This is a genomic window from Bradyrhizobium sp. B117, assembly GCF_038969555.1.
In the GTDB taxonomy this organism is placed as follows: domain Bacteria; phylum Pseudomonadota; class Alphaproteobacteria; order Rhizobiales; family Xanthobacteraceae; genus Bradyrhizobium.
This window is the reverse complement of sequence record NZ_CP152414.1, coordinates 3385072-3404283: the sequence shown is the minus strand read 5'-3', so window position 1 is coordinate 3404283 and position 19212 is coordinate 3385072. Positions and strand designations below refer to the sequence as shown.

At 63.0% G+C, this 19212-nt stretch carries 15 protein-coding genes and 3 pseudogenes; 9 read left to right on the top strand and 9 right to left on the bottom strand.

From position 1 onward, the window contains the following. Positions 1–34 precede the first annotated feature (34 nt). Positions 35–340 carry a hypothetical protein gene (locus AAFG16_RS16705; RefSeq protein WP_342739849.1) on the top strand — a complete coding sequence of 102 codons (306 nt, stop codon included), beginning with the start codon at positions 35–37 and terminating at the stop codon, positions 338–340. 64 nt (positions 341–404) lie between these two features. Here AAFG16_RS16705 and AAFG16_RS16700 read toward each other — a convergent pair whose 3' ends face one another. The 3 genes and pseudogenes from AAFG16_RS16700 to AAFG16_RS16690 all read right to left on the bottom strand — a co-directional run. Then, positions 405–1328, bottom strand: a complete 924-nt coding sequence (locus AAFG16_RS16700) for a DUF2493 domain-containing protein (RefSeq protein ID WP_342739848.1) — start codon at positions 1326–1328, stop codon at positions 405–407. A 342-nt stretch (positions 1329–1670) separates the two neighbouring features. Then, positions 1671–2732 carry a toprim domain-containing protein gene (locus AAFG16_RS16695; RefSeq protein WP_342739847.1) on the bottom strand — a complete coding sequence of 354 codons (1062 nt, stop codon included), beginning with the start codon at positions 2730–2732 and terminating at the stop codon, positions 1671–1673. Positions 2733–2890: 158 nt separating this feature from the next. Next, positions 2891–4050, bottom strand: a pseudogene (locus tag AAFG16_RS16690) (strawberry notch family protein); the annotation flags it as partial. 739 nt (positions 4051–4789) lie between these two features. On the opposite strand from AAFG16_RS16690, the gene AAFG16_RS16685 reads away from it, so the two are divergent. Continuing rightward, the gene (locus tag AAFG16_RS16685) at positions 4790–5827 is read left to right on the top strand and encodes an IS110 family transposase (RefSeq protein ID WP_271611464.1); all 1038 of its coding nucleotides are present in this window, start codon (positions 4790–4792) and stop codon (positions 5825–5827) included. Between the two features lie 722 nt (positions 5828–6549). On the opposite strand, the pseudogene AAFG16_RS16680 reads toward AAFG16_RS16685, so the two are convergent. From AAFG16_RS16680 to AAFG16_RS16665, 4 genes and pseudogenes are all read right to left on the bottom strand, one after another. Continuing rightward, positions 6550–7591 (bottom strand): annotated as a pseudogene (locus AAFG16_RS16680) (IS110 family transposase). A 138-nt stretch (positions 7592–7729) separates the two neighbouring features. Beyond that, positions 7730–7912 carry a hypothetical protein gene (locus AAFG16_RS16675; protein WP_283085498.1) on the bottom strand — a complete coding sequence of 61 codons (183 nt, stop codon included), beginning with the start codon at positions 7910–7912 and terminating at the stop codon, positions 7730–7732. Positions 7913–8044: 132 nt separating this feature from the next. Then, positions 8045–8521 carry a thermonuclease family protein gene (locus AAFG16_RS16670; RefSeq protein WP_283086901.1) on the bottom strand — a complete coding sequence of 159 codons (477 nt, stop codon included), beginning with the start codon at positions 8519–8521 and terminating at the stop codon, positions 8045–8047. A gap of 102 nt (positions 8522–8623) precedes the next feature. Then, a complete protein-coding gene (locus AAFG16_RS16665) occupies positions 8624–8866 on the bottom strand; it encodes a hypothetical protein (protein WP_342739846.1) in 243 nt (80 codons plus the stop codon). A gap of 88 nt (positions 8867–8954) precedes the next feature. Here AAFG16_RS16665 and AAFG16_RS16660 point away from each other — a divergent pair, with 88 nt between their 5' ends. From AAFG16_RS16660 to AAFG16_RS16650, 3 genes and pseudogenes are all read left to right on the top strand, one after another. Further along, positions 8955–9146, top strand: a complete 192-nt coding sequence (locus AAFG16_RS16660; protein ID WP_342739845.1) for a hypothetical protein — start codon at positions 8955–8957, stop codon at positions 9144–9146. Further along, positions 9119–9232: pseudogene (locus tag AAFG16_RS16655) on the top strand (DNA polymerase IV); the annotation flags it as partial. The gene AAFG16_RS16660 and the pseudogene AAFG16_RS16655, both read left to right, overlap by 28 nt. A 1156-nt stretch (positions 9233–10388) precedes the next feature. After that, positions 10389–11627, top strand: a complete 1239-nt coding sequence (locus tag AAFG16_RS16650; protein WP_283085496.1) for a hypothetical protein — start codon at positions 10389–10391, stop codon at positions 11625–11627. Positions 11628–11674: 47 nt separating this feature from the next. Here AAFG16_RS16650 and AAFG16_RS16645 read toward each other — a convergent pair whose 3' ends face one another. Then, positions 11675–12457, bottom strand: coding sequence for an enoyl-CoA hydratase/isomerase family protein (locus AAFG16_RS16645; protein ID WP_283085495.1), 783 nt, complete (start codon positions 12455–12457; stop codon positions 11675–11677). 126 nt (positions 12458–12583) lie between these two features. Beyond that, a complete protein-coding gene (locus AAFG16_RS16640) occupies positions 12584–14674 on the bottom strand; it encodes a molybdopterin oxidoreductase family protein (RefSeq protein WP_342739844.1) in 2091 nt (696 codons plus the stop codon). A 253-nt stretch (positions 14675–14927) separates the two neighbouring features. On the opposite strand from AAFG16_RS16640, the gene AAFG16_RS16635 reads away from it, so the two are divergent. The 4 genes from AAFG16_RS16635 to AAFG16_RS16620 are packed head-to-tail and all read left to right on the top strand — an operon-like array spanning position 14928 to position 19182. Further along, positions 14928–15884: a tripartite tricarboxylate transporter substrate binding protein gene (locus tag AAFG16_RS16635; protein ID WP_342740916.1), complete on the top strand. Its 957-nt coding sequence runs from the start codon at positions 14928–14930 to the stop codon at positions 15882–15884. Positions 15885–15893: 9 nt separating this feature from the next. Then, positions 15894–16364 (top strand): (2Fe-2S)-binding protein, encoded by a 471-nt coding sequence (locus AAFG16_RS16630; protein ID WP_283085493.1) that lies wholly within the window; start codon positions 15894–15896, stop codon positions 16362–16364. Then, a complete protein-coding gene (locus tag AAFG16_RS16625; protein WP_342739843.1) occupies positions 16361–18487 on the top strand; it encodes a molybdopterin cofactor-binding domain-containing protein in 2127 nt (708 codons plus the stop codon). The genes AAFG16_RS16630 and AAFG16_RS16625 overlap by 4 nt, the downstream gene beginning before the upstream one ends. Next, the gene (locus AAFG16_RS16620; protein ID WP_342739842.1) at positions 18484–19182 is read left to right on the top strand and encodes a substrate-binding domain-containing protein; all 699 of its coding nucleotides are present in this window, start codon (positions 18484–18486) and stop codon (positions 19180–19182) included. Before AAFG16_RS16625 ends, AAFG16_RS16620 begins: the two co-directional genes overlap by 4 nt. Positions 19183–19212: the final 30 nt, after the last annotated feature.

The window sequence follows — 19212 nt, the reverse complement described above, 5'->3', positions numbered from 1 at the left end:
GGCGGCGGGAACAGCGAATGCCGTCGCGATCGCGATGCGCAAGGCCAAGGACCGGGTAATAGCGACGGCGACCTGGCCGAGGACGAGCGTCAACGCGCCGCCGACCGTTCCGAAGCAGCGCGCCGATGAGGCCGGCACCGCTCTGAAACGCCGTCATCCCGATACTCGGTGCGACGAAAAACGGCAGGGCATACACTGCGAGCGCGAAGATCGCCCAGCAGAACAATCCGATGCCGAGTGTGTTGAGAACAAGCCCAAGGGCGATCATGGTGGTGGCTCCATGTGCAAAGATATAACGGTCGCGCCTTCCACCACCACCGCGGCGCAACTTCGGCCGTAATATCGAAACGAGGCGGAGTTGCGGCGTGCAACTCCACCTTGTTTTATTAGTGAGCAAACGGCGCTCACGCTCCGCCGAACCTCCATACGGGAATGCCGAGACGCTTCGCCTTGTCGGCGAGGTTGTCCTGGATTCCCGTGCCCGGGAAGTGCATGACGCCGGTCAGCAGGAGTTCAAGTATGGCGTCGTTGCGCTTGAACGGCGCTGCCTTGGCATGTTTCGTCCAGTCTGGCTTGAAAGCGACTTGAGGCACCTTGCGGGTCGCCGCCCATTTGGAGGCGATCAGTTCGGCTCCCTTCGGGGAGCCGCCGTGCAGCAGGACCATGTCAGGATGCTTGGCGTGAACCTTGTCGAGGCGGTCCCAGATGAGGTTGTGGTCGTTGAAATCGAGCCCGCCGGTAAACGCGATCTTCGGACCAGCCGGCAACATGACCTCGGTCTCGGCGCGGCGCTTGGCCGCAATGAAGTCGCGGGAGTCGATCATCGCTGCGGTCAGCGTGCGGTGGTTCACCAACGATCCCGATCGGGGGCGCCAGAATGAACCGGTGTAAGTCTCGAAGCGTTCGACGGCCTGGTCGCGGAAGAGTTCCAGGCAATTGCGGCGCTCAATCAGTGTGATGCCTTCCGCCGTCACGCGTTCGAGTTCGACTGATCGAACTTCGGAGCCGTCCTGCTCGCGCTGACTCTTCTGTTGCGCCTGTTCGTTGTCGTCGAGTTGGCGACCGATGCGGTCGACGGCACGATGGAATAGGTTGACAGTCGACCAGAGAAGATCGTCGAGGTCCGGCTCGAGCCGCGTGTCGCTCAACGTGGCTACCAGGGCATCGAAGATGTCAGCGACGGCACCGGCAATGATCCTGCCCTCGGGAAGCGGCCGTGGATCTGGCTGGTCGTCGAAGGGGCGGTAACCGAAGAGCTGTAATTCGGTAAGAACGTGTTGGGTCGCAGATGCGGCGTGCGGCGGTTCGATGTCATCGTGGTCGGTCATGGAGGCGATCCTTTGCCGGCTCGGCCGCGACCATCGCGGCCTTCGTGGCGATCACTCAGACGGCAGGCGGAACGGGCCAGAACCCGGAGCAGAGCGGAGGGCCGAAGCGCAGCGGAGGATGGCGGAGGCCGGCTATTTTGCTTCGCGATGCAAAGCGCGCCGGTCAGATAGATATAGATAATGTGTCCTCTCATTGCCGGCGCGCGGCGGAAAATAGCCGGTCGCAGCCATTGCCGGCCCGAGCCGCTTGCCGTCCGATCGCCCTCTAGAAGGCCGTGGTCGCGTCTCGCCCGGCATTGGCCTCGCCGCGACCGATCTCTGAGACCGATCGAAGCGCCCCGGCTATTCCGCGCCGACTACCGGAGAATGCAGGAAACGGACGACATCCTCCGGTACGAGTTGAAGCCGCAAGCGTGCTCGGAGGGCATCGATCCCGAAGGTGTGGAGATCTTCGTTGAAGTCGCCCAGCCGAGGCGACAGTGCGATCGCTTCAATGCCGACGGCTTCCGCTCGCTGGGTGAGAATCGCCTGTACGGCATCTCCGGCAGCATCGTTATCGCGGGCGATATAGAGCCGACGCAGACCAGATGGCAGCAACATGGCTGCGAGGTGATTAGCCGAAAGCACAGCGGCCATTGGCAACGTCGGCAGCGCGTAGCGCAGCGACAGCATGGTCTCGATCCCCTCGCCGGCAGCAAGCACGTCGTCGACCACGCCGAAACGGACGGCGTTGCCGAGCAAGTTGCCCATGGCGCGTCGTGGCGTCTCGATCGGAGCCTTGCCGAGCCGCACGCGATCAAAGCCGTCTGGATCGAGCCAGGTGCGGTGTACGCCGGTGATCCGTCTATGGAGGTCTGTGACGGAGGCTATCATCGCCGGCCAGGTTTCGGTCGGTAGATGCTCATCCGGTCGATAGAAGCAACGAGGGTGGAAGCGCAGGCTGCCACCATGGTGGACGCGGGCTATTCCGCGACGCCGCAAATACGTTTCGACCACGGTCCCCTCGATCGGGCTCGATATCGCAAAGAGCCGACGGGCGGCTTGCTTAGATCGACTCGGCGTCGTCGAACGAACGGGTTTCGAGGCTAGCTGCAGCTCAGGACGAGGCAGCTTCAGAAACCGCCTCGCTTCCTCGGCTGCTTCGCTGAAGTCGCGCAAACCCCGGCATTCGCGGATGATGTCAAGGAGGTCGCCATGCTCCCCGGTCGCAGCGTCAGTCCACTTGCCGGCGGGGCTCTTCGGTGATTCCTGGAGCCGCACGAACATCGAGCGGCCCGGCGTGTTGCGGACGTCGCCGACCACCCAGTACCGCCCCGCCCGCTTGCCATTGGAGAGATAGTATCGGCACACTGCCTCGGCCTCGCGCGCGAGGCGGCGTGCCAGTTCGCAAGGCACGGGGGACATCACGCGGCCTCCCGCGCACTGGTGCGCGCTACCGGATGCGTGTCGAGCACCTTCGAAAGGGTCTCGACGCCGCCGGCGTCCGTGGGCACGAACATGCGCAGCTTCCAGGAGATGATCTCCCCAAAGAGGCCGTAAGGCCGGTGACGGTCGGGCATCGTGAGGTCGGGCGCCAGCACCTCCATGGCCGCGACGCCGCCCTGCTCGATCGCTTCGACGAGCTCGACGCGTGTGGCGAACGGGAAGTCGGCGCCGCCCCAAAGGCCGACGCGTTGGGCATAAGCGAGGTCATGAACCGTGGTGGCCCCGGTCGCCCACACATAAACCACGCGTGCATTCGGCAAGGCGTGCTGAAGCCTCAGGCCCGCACGCCCCTGCTGAGAGGCCGCCTGGTCGCCGCGCTCGCCCCTGCCTCCGACCGCATTCTGTATGGCGTGGCCCTCGTCGACGACGATCATTCCGTCGAAGTCCGAGCCCAACCATTCAACGATCTGCTTGCCACGCGAAAGCTTTTCGCCACGCTCATCGGTCCGTAGCGTGGCATAGGTGGTAAATGGGATGCCTTCCGAAAGCCGGATCGCGGTGCCCTGGCGAAACCGCAGAGGTGTGACGGCAACCGCTCCATTCCGAGCGCGGACCAGTCGCGCTGCGCATTCGCCGCCGCGGAGAACGGCGGGTTCATCAGAACGACGCTCGGCACAACGCTCGCGTCCAGGTGATCAATGATCTGCGCGGCGTCCAACCGCGTAACCTCGACGTTGACAAACAAATGATCCAGCAACGCACCGCGTTTTTCGACCAACTCGTTCAATACCAGAGAGCCGCCGGCGCGCTCGGCTAAGATGGCGAGTAACCCGGTCCCCGCGGAAGGTTCCAGAACGCGGTCGGCAGTCGTAATACCAGCTGCGGTGCATGCGGCCAGTCCAAGCGAGATCGGCGTCGAGAATTGCTGAAACCCCAGGCTGACCTCGGAACGCCGCGTATGCGCCGGCAGACAGTTTGCGATTCTCGCGAGCATCGGCAGCATGGCGGCCTTCGAGCCTGCCTTGGCGCGCATGGCTGGGCCGAACTTGCGAAGAAAGAGAACGGTTGCCGCCTCGCACAGGTCATAGGTGGTCTTCCAATTCCAGCCGCCTGCCGCGTCGGAGGCACCAAATGCAGCTTCCATGGCGCCACGCAGGACGGCGGCATCGATGCGGCAGCCGTGTTCGAGATCGGTCAAAAGCTGTCGGGCGGCCCTGACGGCAGCAGAGGTGAGACTTGCAGCGGCACGCATCGAAAGCGGCGCGGCGGCGGCGCCGCACGCGAGAGATTCGGTCATGACAGGATATCTCGGGAGAGCAGGAACCGGTCGAACCGCGCGGCGCTCTCCTTAAGAGCAGGGCGATTCAAACCTTCCCGGCCCCCCTCTCCCTCTCGGCGCTCGCTCATAAAAATAGGGACCGGCGTTACACACCGCTCCCCGAGCAACTGCGGGACGGCCGGAGCGATCCCGCTCTGTGTCACTCAACGACGTCTTCACCGCGGCGGTGCCCAGGGCTGCAGCCACGGCACTCGGCCGTCATCAGTTCAGCGACGATCCTGTTGGTGATTTCGTCGTCAAGGCTTGTCCGGTCCTGGCCGGTGCGCGTCCGAAGATAGTGTCTGGACATCGCGGGTCTCCGCGACGGGCGCCGCGAGCCTCTCTCGGAACCTGTAACCCGTTGCGGCAAAACCCTGCCGAAGCTCTTACTCTCAGCCTCTTCAGGGCTAGTCGACGCCGCGTGATTTGCGAGAGCGCCGCACGCACACAAACGACAGAACGCAGAATCTGCGACGCGCGCCGTCTTCGATTCGTCGGGACTTGGCCTTGAGGTGCTTTAGGACCGCAGGCCCGACCAGGCGTGCGCCAAAGGCGCATCGCCTCAACGCAAAATGGCACCCGCAGGAGCGTGAGCATAGCGATGCCGAAGGCGGCACGCGGGACCGAGTGCAGCGACGAGATGAAGTAACCGGGCACCGACCACTCGGGCGCATAATACGCCGATCGAATCGCCCAACAAGATGAGCTGGAGATCCTGATGAATTACTTCGCTGGACTCGACGTGTCTTTGAAGCGCACCGCGATCTGCATCGTTGATCGAGATGGAAATATCGTCCGGGAAGGAGTGACGGATACCGAACCCGAGGCGCTAATTTCTTGGCTAAGAAACACCCGCTTCGCTTTGCAGCGCATTGGGCTAGAAGCCGGCCAATGTTCCTCCTGGCTGCACAAGGGGCTTTCGGAAGGCGGATTACCCGTCATTTGTGTTGAGACCCGGCACGCAAAGAGCGTGATGCAAGCTCAAACTGTCAAGACGGACCGCAACGATGCTCGTGCGCTTGCGCAAATGATGCGAACAGGGTGGTTTAAGGCGGTTCACATCAAATCTGAAGGCAGCCAAAAGCTCCGAGCTCTGATGGGCAGTCGCCGGTGCCTGCTCGACAAGCAACGCGACCTCAACAATCATATTCGGGCGGCACTTCGAACCTTCGGATTCAAAGTGGGTCTTATCGGCCAAAGCCGCTTTGAAGAGCGTGTACGCGAGCTTATCTTGGATGACGGAGATTTACAGGCCCTCGTGGTTCCATTGCTGGAAGCTCGGCGCATACTCGGCGAACAAGCACGCGTGTTGACGCGCCTGATTGGGCGCCTGGTTCGCAGCGATGCTACTTGCCGCCGGTTCATGACGGTTCCTGGCGTTGGCCCCCTGACAGCATTGGCATTCAAGACGACCATCGATGACCCAGGCCGCTTCCGTAAATCCCGGCACGTTGGCGTCCATCTTGGACTGACCCCAGGCAAATACGCGTCCGGAGAGGTCGACTACAACGGGCGTATCACCCGATGCGGCGATGCCTTTGCTCGAGAACACCTATTCGAAGCCGCTCATTCATTGATGGTCAACACAAGACGGTGGTGTTCGCTAAAGGCATGGGGCATCCGCATCGCCAAGCGAAGTTCCATGAAAAATGCGCTGGTCGCGGTGGCTCGCAAGATATCAGTCATCCTGCACCGTATGTGGTGCGACGGCAGCGACTTCCGGTGGGAGAAATCAGAGGCCGCAGCGGCAGCCTGACACCCGATTGCACTGATCAACAGAACACGGCCGCGAGGCTGTCAAGGAGTCCGGCAGGACGAGGAATGGCGAGGGTGATAACCGGTCTGCAGCGTGAGCAAATTACCCCGCGACTGCGTCCCCGAGATGGTCCCGCCACTTCTTCACGAACATCATCATGAGGCGGGGATTCCGACCTCGAAGAGAAGCGCGATCGCCGGATCGCTTGACACCACGGTAGGATCAGAAGGCAGAACGGCAATGCGATAATTGGATGAGATTTGATGCTTGACTCTCAACCCCGGTTAGAGAAGACCGGTTAAGAGGGCACCCGGGAACGGGGCAGTGATAGCGATCGCTGCAGGCGAGCCCCTTTCCCGAGTGCCCCCGGCGAGGAGCTCCGCATCTCCTGGCGCGAAGGATCGAAGCCGTATGGCCGAGACGCAAAGCGGCTCGGTTCATATGTGGACGGCCCCCGACCTACAAGGATTGGCTCGGGCAGCATGCTCGGATCGCTCGCGCTCATATATCCGGCCTATTTTCGGGTCCTACGACCACTGGCCAAGATGGGCTTCGCGGACAGTGAGATCCAAACACGAGAGCGGCATTTCCTGCCGGTAAACCGAGCGGAGTGTCTCACATGACCGGCTCGCGCCGAACGTACCACCTCTTCCTGTCCTGCAAGTTCCGGCCCCAGCGTCAAACCTGCCGGCCTGGCGCCAAGCTCTGTATTTCGTTCACGTCTAGGTCAGCGTCGGCATCGGTACGGCACTGCTAACGGGCCTGTACCGCTCGCCGCTAACCACCAGCTTCCAGGCGATCCGCGCCAGCTTGTTCGCCAACGCTATGGCCACCAGCTTCGGCGGCTTGCGCGCGATCAAGTCTTTCAGCCAGGGCCAAGAGCGATCGCGTCGTCGCACATCCGCGATCACAGCCGTCGCACCAGCCACCAAGACGGTTCGCAACATGCCGTCACCAGCGCGTGTGATGACACCGAGACGGTTCTTGCCGGCCGTCGAGTGATTCTTTGGCGTCAGGCCAAACCAGGCGGCAAAGTTTCTTGCCGACCTGAACCCGCGGGCATCCACGACCTTGATTGACAGCAGCGTCGCGCCGATCGGGCCAACTCCTGGAATGGTCGCCAGTCGTCGGCTCATCTCGTTACTCCTGTGAAGTTGCATGAGCTTCTTGTCGAGCTTGGCGATCAGATCATCGACGCGTGCCAATTCTGTCGCCAGCGCCTCCACCAACTCCATCGCCAAATCGGGGACGGTCGCGTCGGCCCGAATGTCGATCAGCAGTTGCGGAAGCCGCGAAAGCCCCTTGGGCGCTGTAAAGCCGACCTCTGCGGCGTAGCCGCGGATCGAATTGGCGAGCTGGGTGCGCCTGCCGATAAACTGGTTGCGCACACGTGTCAGCATCTGTGCGCCCTGCTGCTCGGCACTTTCGATCGAAACGAAGTTCTTCCGCAGTTTCGGTCGACTGGCCGCTTCACAAATCGCCTCCGCATCCGCCGCATCGGATTTCCCGCGCTGCACGTAGGGTTTGACATATTGCGGCGGGATCATTGCCACCTCATGCCCCAGCGACCGCAGCTCCCGCCCAATAGTGCGATGCTCCGCAGGCCTCCATCGCGACGAGCGCCGGCGGCAAACGGCCGAAGAACGCCAGAACCTGGCCGCGCCTCAACTTACGCCGAAGGACCAGCTGCTCCATCCCGTCAACGCCATGCAACTGAAATACGCTCGTTGACGTGTCCAAACCGATGCGAACAATCATTTCCACGGGCGGCTCCCTCGTTTCAGGTCATCGATGACCCATCTTGCCACGCAAACCGGCGGAAGGGGGCCGTCCACCCCAACACGAGAGCACGGTGCGGCGGAAGCCGCACGCGGGAAGCGGAAACTCCACCAGTCAGAGGATCTAGATTTCCTCGCGCGCATGCGTTTGCGCGTCATAGATCCTGATTTGAAGCATGGGAAACCGCTTCTTTAGTTCTTCTCCACCTGCCCTGGCGCCGTCTCTGGTTGCAAATTCGGCTTTGAGTCGGCCGTCCACTTCAAGTGCGTAGCCAGAGGCCGGCAGTTCACGATTGGCTGCAACCATTTCATTCCCGTTGTGCAGTGTGGTGGTTGGAATGATGGGTACCGTGAGTCGCCCAAACCGCGCCAGACCCACTTGCCCGAGTGCGGTGATCGGCCATCGCACGTTGTGGATTGACACCTCGCAGTGGGCCCTTCAAGGATGGGCATTTGCATCGTCCGAACATGCGGACGGGCTTCCGCTGGCGCGGATGCATGCTCGATAGAGCCACGGTTCGACGTAGCTGCCCTTCCAGAGCCCTTGGCCCGCGCGCTCAGCTTCGCGCTGGGCTTCGTGATATCTGCCCTTCGAATATTGAGGCCAATCCAGCGCGAGACCGTTGCGCACAAGCCATTCCGCGAGATCCTTGCCCGCGACCGAACAGGTCGCGACCGTGCGGCCATACCGGTCGAGGCTGAGCGGGACACAGTTGACGGGGCGACCGGCAATGTAAGCGTCGAGCTCGTTCGCGGCCTTCGAACCGCAGCGGTACTGTAGACTGTCCTCACCGCGACACAGCTGAGTGCCTTCCGGAGCATCGACACCCCAAAGGCGGATCCGCGTTCCATGAATTTCCAATGTGTCGCCATCAATGATGCTGGCCTGACCGACAAAACTGTCGGCAAGCGCCATGTCCGATAACAGCAGCAGCGTCAATATAAGGACTCGGCGTTTGCTCATGGCGTTGGGTACCGGAGATTGCGGGGATTGAATTTCGGCCAGAGAGCGTAGATCTCATCCCAGTGCTCGCGGATATGGCGATCCTCCAGAGCCAGTCATATAGCCGGTCGGCGCGCCAGCGCGGCCCCCACGCGGATAAAAGCCCTGGCGCGGCATCATGAATTCGGGGGTGCGCCCGGTCACCTTGCCGATCCGGCGCGCCTCATCCGACGAAAGCTTGCCGGGTCCGAAGCTGTAGCGCTGCGCATCATCGCAATAGAGCCACGCAGGGGTTACGCCGTTGACGTCCGTGACCACGTAGCACTCCGAATTTTCCCGGACTAAGGTCCAGGGCGGCTCGAAACGGCGGCTTAGGTCCATAAGGACACAATAAGAAGATACATCATTGACGGTCAACCTGGAACAGGACCGTGTCCTCCTCTCTGAGCCGACCGAACAGGACGACAGGCTGGACGCCGCTGTCGAACAGGCGATCGCCGTTTGCAGCGGCAATATGCGTGCGGCTATTCGCGCGCTGATCGTTGCGAACAAGCGGTTTCGCAGAGCGCGGGCGTCGTCGCCGCCGCGAGCCATGTAGCCCGCAAATTCGGCGTTCGGTCTGCCATGGCGTCGGTCTCCGCGAAGCGGCCATGTTCCGACCTGATCTTCGTCAAGCCGCACTTCGCATAGCGGCCCGACGGGCACGCGGGTCCGAGTGCAGCGACGAGACCGGTTCAATACGGACACGGAGCAGTGATAACGATCGCCGCGGGCTAGCCCCTTTCCCTAGTGCCTCCGGCGAGGAGCACCGCAACGTCCTTGCGCGAGGGATCGAAGCCGCATGGCGGAAGCGCAAAGCGGGTCCGTTCACAGAGCCCGGCATAGCGAAGCGGACGTGCGAAAATGACAAATTCCACAGTTGGAGGAGCCGAGTTTGCCTCGCATGCACTCGGCTGTCGCCATAAGTTACAGATTCGAAATGGCGCGCTTACGGCGACCCTTTAATTCGAGCACGTCATTCCGACAATCGAAGCTCCATAACCGCACCGTTCATGCGGGTTGAGTGATGGTTTGTCGGAATAAGCGCTCTTAGCTAAAGGAAATCACGTGCCTCTCGTCCAGCGGGCAACACAGCGCTACCGAAGGGCAGTTCGAACGGATGACCACCCGTTGAGTCATTTGCAATCGATTTCGGTCATCACTTGCGAAAGAAGCTCTCAAGCTAACTTCACTATGGCTATTCGGTTCTAGTGTTGCGCTGCGCCGACCCCGATCCGGCCGCTCGCAGGTCAACCCAAATTCGCTCCATCCCAGCCGATTCCCACCCCAACCATCGTTGCGCCTTGTCGCCCCGTGAATTTCGGCGTTCGTATTAGAGCGTGGATTTAGTACAGCTAGTGAAAGCCAAGCCTGGCACGAACCCTGACGGAGAGAAAATGATATCGAAGTTTTGGCATCCTTATGCGCTGCACGGTGACCGGTTAGATCATTAGCGCGTCGGTTGAGAGATGGCATCACGCCTTGCAGTTCCTGCTCGTTACCCGCCGGTCGGCACATGGCCCGCAGTCATGCGGGCGGACATGGTGGCTGCTTACCTGGACTACCGCAATACAGAGGAGCTTGCACGCGCGGTGGTCCGCGGAGAAGCTCCTGCGCCCACATGTTATCACGGCACTGGTCGCTCTCGAGAGCCCGCTTGGTCCAAGGCAGCCATTGATCATTTCACCACGCCGTACAGGACCACGAATGCAAATAGTTCAGACGGACTGGACTTGGTCTCGCTCGTATGAATATACCTCACAACGCACGTGCACTGCCTCGTTATTGTCGAAGAAAGCCATTGAAGCGTGGCGGTTGGGCATACTTTTTCGAGCCGCCCACTTGGGCGCGCAAACAAGGATGCACCGTCGCATCTGAAGCGCTGGGCGAGGATCTCACTGTGGCTGTAGATCGCGCCAACTATGTCCTGTTACCCGCTTTTGATAGTTGGCGTTCCGGAGGTCTAAGTGACATGTCGCCGGTTTCGATCGTACCCGGCACTTTCGACTGGCTCGTATTGATTTTCAAAACGCACCAGAAGTGGAAAGAACTCGATCACAAGACGCAGCGTCTGTATGATCAAGGCTTAGCACTCTTTGCTAATCACGAACTAAAGGATGGTAGCCGAGCGGGATCGAAACCGATTTCTGCCTTCTCTAGAGGATTTGTCGACGCCGTCTATGCGAAGTTGCTCGTCGTGGAACGCAGGACAGCCGACGGCAAAGCTGTCAAGCGCGAACGTCGGCGCTTCGCAAACGCAGCCATGACGGCCTGCAGGCGGGCTTGGTTTGTTGGCCTGCGCGCTCACGAAACAAAGGTACCAGAAATAAACCCGTTCTCGCGAATGGGGCTAAAGTCTCGCGCTCCCGGCCGACCGGTGCGAGAGACCCCCACGGCTAACTGGGACGAACTTGTCGCGTTTAGGGTGGCTGCCAGGAAACTCGGATTTTACTCGATAGCTACGGCCGCCTTGCTGAGTTGGGAATGGCTACAGCGCGAAGAACACGTGTTCGGAGCGTTTGATTTAGCGCACTACCGGCCGGAGGGCCGATCCGATAGCGTCCGGATTGTCCATCCGAAGAATGGGGAGGAAGCATGGTGGCCCCTCTTTGACGAAGTTGGCACTCCGCTTTTCCCCGAGTTGATGGCAGAACTCGACGCTATCAAAGCGAGGGAGAGTTCCGGATTGGCCTTCCGGCGTGACCATCCTCATCGCAGATCGAGCATTCCGCTTCCATGGATCACCCAACGCAAAGACCTGCGTTATCTTCGCTTCGTCGTAAAAAAGATCATCGGCGCAGCCGGGCTTCGCAACGAACTTTCATTCACATCATTTCGCCATGGCGGCTTCACCGAGGGCGCCGACAGCGATCTCACGGACGCTGAACTGCGCACCGCCGGCCGTCATCGCTCGAAATACCAATTGCCAACTTATGCCAAGCGCACGCGGAAGCAGCTAATTGCGGCTACAAAAAAGCGCCGATTGCAGCGTTCTGGAACAGCCCACTTGGACGATCAGCTCGTAGTGCGAACGAGATAGGCATCGTTTGGCCGGGCTGACTCTCCGAGTTTGTTCCAACATCGGGTTTACCGCCCCGTCCACACCGGCTTCCGCTTCTCGCCGAACGCCTTCAGCCCCTCTTTGGCATCCTCGGTCATGGCGAGCAGCGCAATCTGGCTTTCGGTGTAGGCGATGCTCTCGTCGAACGACATCGAGGCGATCGCGCGCATGGCGTATTTGCCGCGGCGGATCGCAGTCGGGGATTTGTCGACGATGCGGCCGATCAGCCAGTCGACCTTGGCGTCGAGCTCGGCCGCGGGCACGGCGTAATTCAGAAGGCCTGCAGCCTGCGCCGCCTTGGCATCGAACGGCTCGCCGGTGAGCGCCCATTCGTTGACGAGACGCGGCGGCGCGATGGATTGCAACAGGCTCAGCACCTGCATCGGGAACACGCCGACCTTCACCTCCGGCAGGCCGAAGATGACGTGATCGGCCGCAACCGCCATGTCGGTCATGCACAAGAGGCCCATGCCGCCGGCCATGCAGACGCCGCCGACCCGCGCGATCGCAGGCTTGGTCGCGTTCTGCGACAGGCGGAGCAGATCGGCATAGTCGACATTCGGCCGGGAATGATCCATCGCGAAAGCGGCGCCGGAATTCTGCAAGTCGGCACCCGCGCAGAACGCCTTGTCGCCCGCGCCGGTCAGCACGATGACGCGGACGTCCTTGTCGTCATGGGCGTCGCGATAACCCTTGTTGATGCCGGCGATGACCTCGCCGTTCAGCGCGTTGCGCTTCTCCGGCCGGTTGATGGTGATCCAGAACGCCTGCCCGCGCTTCTCGGTGATGACGGCTGTGCTGTCGGTCATGACGTCGCTTCCCTGCTGTCCGTTTACAGCCATTTGCGGCAGGGCGGGCGGCAGGCGCAAGGGCAATCTGCAGCGAGGCGCCGCTTTAGCGCCTCGACACAAATTGCAGGCGATCGAAGCGCGTGCTCAGGCCGTAGCGGCTTTCCTGATCCAGACCTTGTTGTCGTGGAACGCGGCGCCGCCGATCGGCGCAACGGCTTCGGCTCCGGTCAGCATGTTGATGCCGCGCCCGCCAATATGGTTCTTATTGGGATGAACGGATTCCGCGATCAGCACGCCGCGCCGCACGCCGTCGAACAGCGTCGCGATCAGCGTGGTCTCGCCGCGCCGGTTGCCGAGCGTCACCGCATCGCCATCGGCGATGTCGAGCGCGGCTGCGTCCATCGGATGGATCATCACGCTCGCCCTGCCCTCGCGCGCCTGCGAGGACGGCGTCTCGTTGAACGTCGTGTTGAGGAAGCTGCGCGAGGGGCTGGTCGCGAGCCGGAACGGATGAGCCTGGTCGACCTGTTCGATCACCGCCCAATGGTCCGGCAGCGATGGCATGCTTTCGACATCGCCCATGGTCTGGCCGAACGGCGGATGCGTCCAATCCGCCCTGAAGTGGAATTTCTTGTCGGGATGGGCGAAGCCGTCGAGAAAATGCGAGGTCCGGAAATCCGGCTGCAGATCGCGCCAGAGGTCGGCTTCGAGGCCGGCGATGTCGCCGTGGTTGCTGAGCTGCAGCGTCGCGTCGATCAATTCACGCGGCGTCATCTCGAAGCCCCGGTGCCTGGCGTCAAGCCGCGGCGCCAGCGCCTGCAACACCTCATGGTTGGAACGGCATTCGCCAGGCGGATCGATCAGCTTCGGCCCGACCGAGATGTGCTGGTGGCCGCCGCCGTAATAGAGGTCGTCGTGCTCCATGAACATGGTCGCCGGCAGCACGATGTCGGCCATTTGCGCCGTCTCGGTCATGAACTGCTCATGCACCGCAACGAACAGATCCTCGCGCGCAAAGCCCTGGGCCACTAGCGCCTGCTCCGGCGCCACCGTCATCGGGTTGGTGTTCTGGATCAGCATCGCCTTGACCGGGCCCTTGCCGAGCAGGGCCTCGGCGTCGCCGGTGAGGATGCGGCCGATCTTGGACTGGTCGAGCGCGCGGACGCTCTGGTCGATCGCGTCGTGACCTTCGATGATGGATTCGTTGAAGCGCCACAGCGCGTAATTGTTGAAGAAGGCGCCGCCGCCCTCATATTGCCAGGCGCCGGTCACCGCGGGAATGCAGGTCGCCGCATGCATCTGCGTTGCGCCATTGCGCGAGCGGGTGAAGCCGTAACCGAGGCGGATGAAGGTCCGCTTGGTCTCGCCGACCGCCTTGGCAAAAGCCTCGATCTCCGCCACCGGCACGCCTGAGATCGCCGACGCCCATTCCGGCGTGCGCGTCTTCAGATGCGCCTCGAGCTCGGCGGGGCAATCGGTGTACTTGTCCATGTAGGCGCGGTCGGCATAGCCGTCGCGAAACAGGACATGCATCACGCCGCAGGCGAACGCGCCGTCGGTGCCGGGCCGCAGAATGATCTTGATGTCGGCCTGCTTCATGGTCTCGTTGTCGTAGATGTCGACCGCCGCGATCTTCGCGCCGCGCTCCTTGCGCGCACGCGCGGCGTGCGTCATCACGTTGACCTGGGTGTTGACGGGATTGGTGCCCCAGATCACGACGAGATCGGACAGCGCCATCTCGCGCGGATCGACGCCAGCGATCTTGCCGGTACCGATCGCATAGCCGATGCGCGCGACATTGGCGCAGATGGTCTGATAGAAGCGTGAATATTTCTTCACATGCGTCAGACGGTTCAGCCCGTCGCGCATCACGAGGCCCATCGTGCCGGCGTAGTAATAGGGCCAGATCGATTCCGCGCCGAACTCGCGCTCGGCCTGATTGAAGCGCTGCGCGATCTCGTCGAGCGCCTCGTCCCAGCTGATCCGCGCGAACTGCCCAGAGCCCTTCGGACCCGTGCGGCGCATCGGGTACATCAGCCTTTCGGGGTGATGGATACGTTCGGCATAGCGGGCGACCTTGGCGCAGACGACGCCCGCCGTGTAGGTCTGCTTCTTCGAACCGCGCACGCGGCCGATGCTGCGGCCTTCGACCACCTCGATGTCGAGCGCGCAGGCCGACGGGCAGTCATGCGGACAGGTCGAATGGCGGATTTCGATCTTGGCGTGCTGATTCATGTCCCAGTTCGTAACACCAAAATACTGACCCGCCGAGCGCATTTTGCCGGCATTGCCCATGCGATTTGCTCAAACCGCGCGCGCCGCCGGTTCCTATCGCGCCCGCGAAATGGGCGCGCAGCCACACCGAAAACCGCCTGACATTCCCTGATACGATCGACTTTGTGAGCGTCGACAGTCCCCCTCCCCTGCGGCTACAGTGGCCGCCAACAAGAACGATATCAGGGAGGTGGGCGTGATGGCCCGACAATTCATGCTGGCGCTGGTCGCCGGCCTGCTCGGCGCATGCGCCGCAGCCCCCTCATTGGCGCAAGATTATCCCACCCACGCGGTCCGCATCGTCGTGCCGTTCGGCGCAGGCGGCCCGGCCGACGTCGCGGCCCGGCTGATCGGCAACGTGCTCCAGGAGAGCTTTGGCCAGCCCTTCGTGATCGAGAACCGCACCGGCGCCGGCGGCGTCATCGGCACCGTGGAGGCTGCGAAGTCGCCGGCCGACGGCTACACGCTCTTGATGATGTCCAACACGCAGACCGCGAACGAATCGCTGCTGACACCCGCGCAACGCAAATACGAGCTGATGCGCGATCTCGCGCCGATCGCGCCGGTGAACTATTCCGATCTCGTCATCGTGGTGAACCCGCAAGTCCCGGTGAAGACGCTTGCCGAGTTCATCGCCCTCGCCAAGGCGCAGCCGGGCAAGCTGAACTACGCCTCCTCCGGCCAGGGCACGCCCTATCACATGGCCGGCGAGCTGTTCAAAGCGATGGCCGGCATCGACGTCGTCCACGTGCCCTATCGCAACAGCGGCGAGGCGCGCAGCGGCGTGATCGGCGGGCAAGTGCAGATGATGATCGACGCGGTGCCGGCGATGGCGCCGAACGTCGGCGAGAACCAGGTGCGCGCGCTGGCGACCACCGGCAAGCAGCGCTCCACCGTGCTGCCGAACGTGCCGACCGCTGGCGAAGCCGGCGTTGCGGGCTACGAGGCGACGATCTGGCTCGGCCTGATGGCGCCGGCCGGCACGCCAAAGCCTGTCGTCGACAAGCTCAACGCCGCTGTCAACGCAATGGTGAAGCGGCCCGACATCGTAAAACTCTGGACCGAGCAGGGCGCAGTACCCATGTCAATGACACCGGAGGAATTCGACAAATTCCTGCGCGGCGACATCGGGAAATGGGCCGATGTCGTCAAGAAATTCGACAAGTCCTGAGGCCTGCTCATGCCCACCGTTCAATTCCGGCTCAACGGCGCAGCGATCGCCGTGGACACCGATCCGGACCAGATGCTGCTCGATGTGCTGCGCAGCCGGCTCGGCATCACCGGGGCGCATTTCGGCTGCGGCGCCGGTGAGTGCGGCGCCTGTCACGTCATGGTCGACGGCCGCGCGATGACTTCGTGCGACATGCCGATGTGGTCGGTGGCGGACAAGGACGTCGTCACGGTGGAAGGGCTCGGCACGGCCGAGCGACCGCATCCGCTGCAGCGCGCCTTCATCTCGGAACAGGCGATGCAATGCGGCTATTGCGTCTCTGGGATCTTGATCAGTGCTGCGGCCCTGCTCAAGCGCAATCCGTCACCGACGGAGGCGGAGGTCAGGGCGGCACTCGATCGCAACCTCTGCCGCTGCGGGTCGCATAACCGCATGGTGCGCGCGGTCCTTCGCGCGGCTTCGGAGTTGGCTACGCCATGACGTCCCCCGCCCCAAAGCTGCCGGTCAGCCTGGCAGCCAATCCGAAGCTGTCGTCCTGGGTACGGTTCACCAATGAAGGCCACGTGACGATCTCGCCGGGCAAGGTCGAGATCGGCCAGGGCATCGTCACGGCGCTGGCGCAGATCGCGGCGGACGAGCTGGATGTCGATCTGGCGCGGGTCGAGATGATCCGCGCCTCGACGGCGACCAGCCCGAACGAGGGCGTCACCTCGGGCAGCCTGTCGATCCAGCAATCCGGCCGCGCGCTGCGCCACGCCTGCGCCGAGGTGCGCCAGCGCTTCGTCGCGGCGGCATCGGAACGTCTCGGCGTCGACGCAGCGCTGCTCAGCGTCGATGACGGCACGATCTCGGGTCCCGGCAATGTCAGAACCAGCTATTGGGAGCTCGCTCGCGACGTCTCGCTCGACCTCGACGCCACCGCTGGCGCCGAGGCGAAGAGCATCGCCAGGCGCACCGTCGCCGGACATTCCATCCAGCGCGTGGACATTCCCGACAAGGTGTTCGCCCAGCCGCGCTTCATCCATGACCGGGCATTGCCCGGCTCGCTGCACGGACGCGTGCTGCGGCCGGACATCTCGGGCGCCAAGCTGATCGCGCTCAATGAGGACGCTGTACGCGCTGTCCCTGGCCTCGTCGCCATCGTCCGCGACGGGGGATTTGCGGGCGTGGTTGCCGACAGCGAAGCCGCGGCGGAAGCGGCGCTGAAGGCTTTGCGCAAGGGCGCGACGTGGTCGGCCGGCGAGCCGCTGCCCGACGAAGACGATCTGGCGGGCTTCCTGAAGAGCCAGCCGGTCGAGACGGCCGTCATCGACACCAGAGCGGCGGCAACGACAACGAAAGCCGCGCATACGCTTCGGCGGCAATACACCCGCCCCTACATTGCCCATGGCTCGATCGCGCCGTCCTGTGCCATGGCGCAGTGGGACGGCGATCGCGTCCACGTCTGGACCCACAGCCAGGGCGTCTACCTGCTGCGCGCCGACCTCGCCATCGTGCTCAAGCTGCCCGCCGAGAACATCGTCGTCGAGCACATGGAGGGCGCGGGCTGCTACGGGCACAATGCCGCCGATGACGTCGCGCTCGATGCCGTGCTGCTGGCCAAGGCCGCCGGTGGCCGTCCGGTGCGCGTGCAGTGGTCCCGTCACGACGAAATGAGCCACGCACCGTTCGGCGCGGCGATGGCCATCGAGATCGAGGCCGATCTCGACGCAGACAACGAGATCGTCGGCTGGCGTCATGCGATCTGGAGCAACGGCCATGCGGCGCGGCCGGGGCGCGCGGCGCAGCCGGCGTTGCTCGCCGCCACCGAGATCGCAAATCCCTACCCGCGCATGATCTCGACCAATCCGCCGGCAGCCAACGGCGGCGGTGGCGACCGCAACTCCGTTCCGCTCTATGACCTCCCGGCCTGGACGATCACGAGCCACCGGCTATTGACGATGCCGGTGCGCACCTCGGCGCTGCGGACGCTGGGCGGACAAGGCAATGTGTTCGCCATCGAATCCCTGCTCGACGAGATCGCGACCTTGCGCGGCGAGGATCCGGTCGCGTTTCGCCTGCGGCATTTACGAGACGAGCGGGCGAAGGATGTCATCCGTAGCGCGGCGCGACGCGCGCAGTGGAAGCCCCAGAAGCGATCGGGCGTCGGTCACGGCGTCGGCTTTGCCCGCTACAAGAACACGGGCGCCTATTGCGCCGCGATTGCCGAGATCGAAGGCGACGACGATATCCGCGTCAAACGGCTGACGCTTGCGGTCGATGTCGGCGAGGCCATCAATCCGGGCGGCGTGATCAACCAGATCGAGGGCGGCGCGATCCAGGCGACGAGCTGGGTGCTGAAAGAGCGCGTCCGCTTCGACCGGACGCGCATCGCCTCGACTTCGTGGACGGACTATCCGATCCTGACCTTCAGCGAGGTGCCGGCGGTCGACGTCGAGATCATCCAGCGGCCGGAGATCGAGCCGGTCGGTGCCGGCGAAGCGGCACACGGACCGGTGACGGCGGCAATCGCGAATGCCGTGTTCGATTGCCTCGGCGTGCGCGTCCGCGACCTGCCGATCACGCGCGACAGGATCATCGCAGCCATGGAGCTTGCATCGTGACGGCAGTGAACATTCTGAGCGGCGGCGCCGCGCAAGGTCTGGTGCGCGGCCTGGCCGACGCTTTCAAGGCGCAGACCGGCCTCAGTATCGACGGCGAGTTCGGCGCGGTCGGCATCATGGCCGACAAGCTGCGTGCTGGCACGCCAGCCGATCTCGTGATCCTGACGCACGCGCTCCTCCTAAAGCTTGCCGAGGAGAAGCTTGTCGTCCCCTCCTCGATCGCGGATGTCGGTCGGGTCGAGACCGCACTCGCAGTCCGCAACCGTGATCCCAAGGTGACGGCGAAGACCGAAGCCGATTTGCGCGAGGTGCTGCGTTCCGCAGACGCCATCTACGTCCCTGATATCAAGGCGTCCACGGCGGGACAGCACGTCGCAAAAGTGCTGGATCGGCTTGGCATTGCCTATGAGGTCGCCTCGCGCCTCAAGATATTTCCAAATGGCGCGACCGCGATGCGGGAGCTCGCAAACTCCACCGCAAAGCGGCCGATCGGCTGCACGCAGGCGACCGAGATCATCGCGACCGACGGCATCGCGCTGTCTGGCTCGCTGCCGCCCGGCTGCGAGCTGGTGACGATGTACACGGCTGGCGTGACCGCGCGGGCCGCACATCCGAATGAAGCGGCCGCGCTGGTCGCGTTGCTGACCGGCGCAGATCACAAGGAGCTGCGCCAGCGCGTGGGCTTTGCCGGCTAAAACGGATGAGATGAGGCTCTATAGGCGTGG